Below are 2,929 nucleotides of genomic sequence, written 5' to 3' on the forward strand. Positions count from 1 at the left end.
AGCCGAAGATCGCGGATGACCACCCCGCTACGCCGCTCACTCGCTACGGCGCCTTGTGGAGGCGCGCTTCGCGAGCGGCTCCGCTACCGCCCAGCTACACCACGTCCCGGGACACGACCGCGGCCGGCTCCCCCGCGACCAGGCCGCCTGGCCGCCCGCGCGCTGAGGCGGCCGGGCTCGGCGCCCCCTTCAAACCGCTTCGGCTTCGGGTTCGTCGGCTCGCTTGATCTCGAAGAGCTGCTCCAGGCGGCCCGACCAGCGGGTCAGCGCGTCGCGCTTCTCTTCAGCGTAGGCGTAGAGATTGTAGTGCCGCGCGGTGATGGCGGCCCCGCCACCGTTGTCCTTGTGCGCCAGGACCTTGGAGATGACGTAGGGCGGGATGCCGAGGGCCGCCATGCCGGTGGCCCCCGTCCGCCGCAGATCGTGCAGCGTTGCGTCCTTCAACTGCAGCGCGTTGGTGAAGTCAGCCATGGCGTGGCTGAGCGCCGGCCCATCGATCGGGACGTCCTTGGAGGCGCGCGACGGGAAGACCGCCAACCCTTGGCCGCGCTTGGTCTTGGCGTTCAGGGCGAGCGCTCTTCGGATGAGCGACACCGCAAGGTCGGAGAGGGGCACAAGGTGCTCTTCGCGTCCCTTGGTGCGCTCCGCAGGGAGGATCCACACCTTGTTGTCGAGATCGAGTTCCGGCAGCAGCATGCCGGAGATCTCAGTGCGACGCTGCAGGGTGACGAGCGCGAGCTGGATCGCAATCCGCACGGGCTCGCCGACCAGCAGCGGCTGGTCGCCCTTCTTGGTCGGGATCTTAAGTTCGGTGCGGCTCTCAAGCCCGGCCCACAGTGTTTTCAGCTCCTCCGCCGCGAGCGTCCGGGTCCGCGGAGTCAGGCCGCCCATCTTCGCGATCCGCGCGATCGGATTGGCCGTCAGACGCTCCTCCTCGACCGCGAAATTGAGGAACTGCGACAGGAGGCCGCGGCACTTGTCGGCCTGGCTCGGGGCGATGCCGAAGATCTCCCGAAGCATCGCCTTGAGACGCGCGCGCGTGAGCCCGTCGACGTATTCATCGGCGATCCGCGGCTCGAGGTACTTTGCCCACAGCCAGCGCTCCTGCCGCATCGTACTATCGGCCTTCCGGCGACGGCGGCCCGGGCGGTGGGTCCCCGCCTCGCAGGCATCAAAGTAGGCCTTCGAGAGGTCCGCCATCGTCTTGATCGGTTCGCTCTTGGCTGTGACGCGGGCCAGCCGTCGATCAGCCGCAGGGTCGGCGCCCGCGTCGACCTTTCCGCGCAGGCGCCGGGCCGCGGTGCGCGCGCCCTGAAGCGTCAGCGTCCTGACCTCTGCCGGATCGTCGGGCGGCGTATCGAAGGACGGGTCGAACGCGCCCAGCGTGACACGGCTCTGTCGCCCGTTCACCCGGTCGCGATACCGAAAGCACCAAGTCTTCTCCCCGCTGGCCGAGACCCTCAGTTCGAGGCCTTTCACCTCGGAATCCGGGTAGGCAGTGCGCTCGAATCGGGTCCCTTCCGGGGTCACAAATTCCATCGGTTTGGCGCTCCGGCAGAACGCCGCAGTGAGCGCCTTTTCAGTCCTTTTCCCCATGAAATCAGTACCTGAACCTGAGGACCCCGGACCCGATTTTTGGGTCCCACTGGGGTCACAAATCGTCGAAAATCGGTGGTCTAACGTGGACGAAATGAACAGGTCTGCAAGTCACATATTATTGAAAATCAGTAGCTTAGCGCTTTCAGTCGTTTTCAGTTTGTTCCACTCCACTCATCTACGAATCTGAGGGTCGGACGTTCGAATCGTTCCGGGCGCGCCATTTCTTCCTTTCTTCCTCACGCGTGATGCTTTCCGGCGGAACCGGTGACCCGGGATCGCCCTCATCCTGCGATCCTCCGATCTGTGCCGGATCGCCGCAGGCGAGAACCTGCGCCTGGTCCGAAGCGGCCCGGAGTTCGCCGAGACTCGCCTTGCGACCGCGGAAGGGGCCGCGGAGTTCCCGGCGGCCGGCGCGCCTGTTTAAGGGCAACGGCTCGCCTTGGCGCCGCCGCGTCGTTCGCCTACCAAGGCCGTAGAAGGGGCCCCAGGATTCATGTCAGACGTCGCCAAGATCTATGTCGGATACGACAGCCGCGAGGACATCGCCTGGCAGGTCTGCCGCCACTCCCTTGCCCGGCATGCGAGCCGGCCCGTGGAGATACATCCGCTGCGCCAGCCCGCGCTGCGGGACCTCGGCCTCTATTCGCGGGCGCCTGACGTGGGGGCCACGACCGAGTTCTCGCTCACCCGCTTCCTGACGCCCTACCTGGCCGACACGGCCGGCTGGTCGATCTTCGTGGACTGCGATTTCCTGTTCACGCGCGACATCTATGAACTCCTCGACGGGCTCGACCGGTCGAAGGCGGTCCATGTGGTGAAACACGACTACACGCCGTCCCAGACGATCAAGATGGACGGCCAGCCCCAGACGACCTATCCGCGGAAGAACTGGTCGTCCTTCATCGTCTTCAATGGCTCCAGCGAGCCGGTCCGGAACCTGACCCCCCGGGTGGTGAACTCGGCCACGCCCGCCTTCCTGCACCGCTTCTCCTGGGTTCCAGACGAGCTGATCGGCGGCCTGGATCTGGCGTGGAATTTCCTCGAGGGCGAATACCCCGCCCCCGCCGCGACGCCGGCGGCGATCCACTACACGAACGGCGGCCCGTGGTTCGAGCAGTGGCAGGATGTCGATTTCGCCGATCTGTGGACCCGCGAACGCGACATGGTCGAGGCGCGTCGGGACGAGCCGCATCGGTCGAGCGTGGGCGCCTAGCTGTGGAGGCTCAACAGGTTGTCCCGTTCGAGGCCGAGACGGCTGATGGGCGTGCGTGATCCTATCCCGCCGTGCGGTCGATGCCAGTTGTAGCGATGGATCCAGGCGCTGAGATCG

The 2,929-nt window shown here is 66.2% G+C and carries 3 protein-coding genes; 1 reads left to right on the forward strand and 2 read right to left on the reverse strand.

Translation table 11 applies throughout. The features are described 5' to 3' along the window. Nucleotides 1-189: 189 nt before the first annotated feature. The gene (locus ACK4TT_RS18145) at nt 190-1,596 is read right to left on the reverse strand and encodes a tyrosine-type recombinase/integrase (RefSeq protein ID WP_410213623.1); all 1,407 of its coding nucleotides are present in this window, start codon (nt 1,594-1,596) and stop codon (nt 190-192) included. 496 nt (nt 1,597-2,092) lie between these two features. On the opposite strand from ACK4TT_RS18145, the gene ACK4TT_RS18150 reads away from it, so the two are divergent. Further along, the gene (locus ACK4TT_RS18150; RefSeq protein WP_409637987.1) at nt 2,093-2,812 is read left to right on the forward strand and encodes a hypothetical protein; all 720 of its coding nucleotides are present in this window, start codon (nt 2,093-2,095) and stop codon (nt 2,810-2,812) included. Here ACK4TT_RS18150 and ACK4TT_RS18155 read toward each other — a convergent pair. Then, the coding region (locus ACK4TT_RS18155) for an integrase core domain-containing protein (protein ID WP_410213478.1) at nt 2,809-2,929 on the reverse strand (121 nt) is incomplete at its 5' end. The two genes, ACK4TT_RS18150 and ACK4TT_RS18155, sit on opposite strands and share 4 nt — an antisense overlap.

The sequence above is a fragment of the Phenylobacterium sp. genome (genome assembly GCF_046463815.1).
GTDB lineage: Bacteria > Pseudomonadota > Alphaproteobacteria > Caulobacterales > Caulobacteraceae > Phenylobacterium.

What these genes read in the sequence shown, in the direction of transcription:
- ACK4TT_RS18145 (WP_410213623.1), bottom strand. Translation starts at nt 1,596, where the DNA reads ATGGGGAAAAGGACTGAAAAGGCGCTCACTGCGGCGTTCTGCCGGAGC.
- ACK4TT_RS18150 (WP_409637987.1), top strand. Translation starts at nt 2,093, where the DNA reads ATGTCAGACGTCGCCAAGATCTATGTCGGATACGACAGCCGCGAGGAC.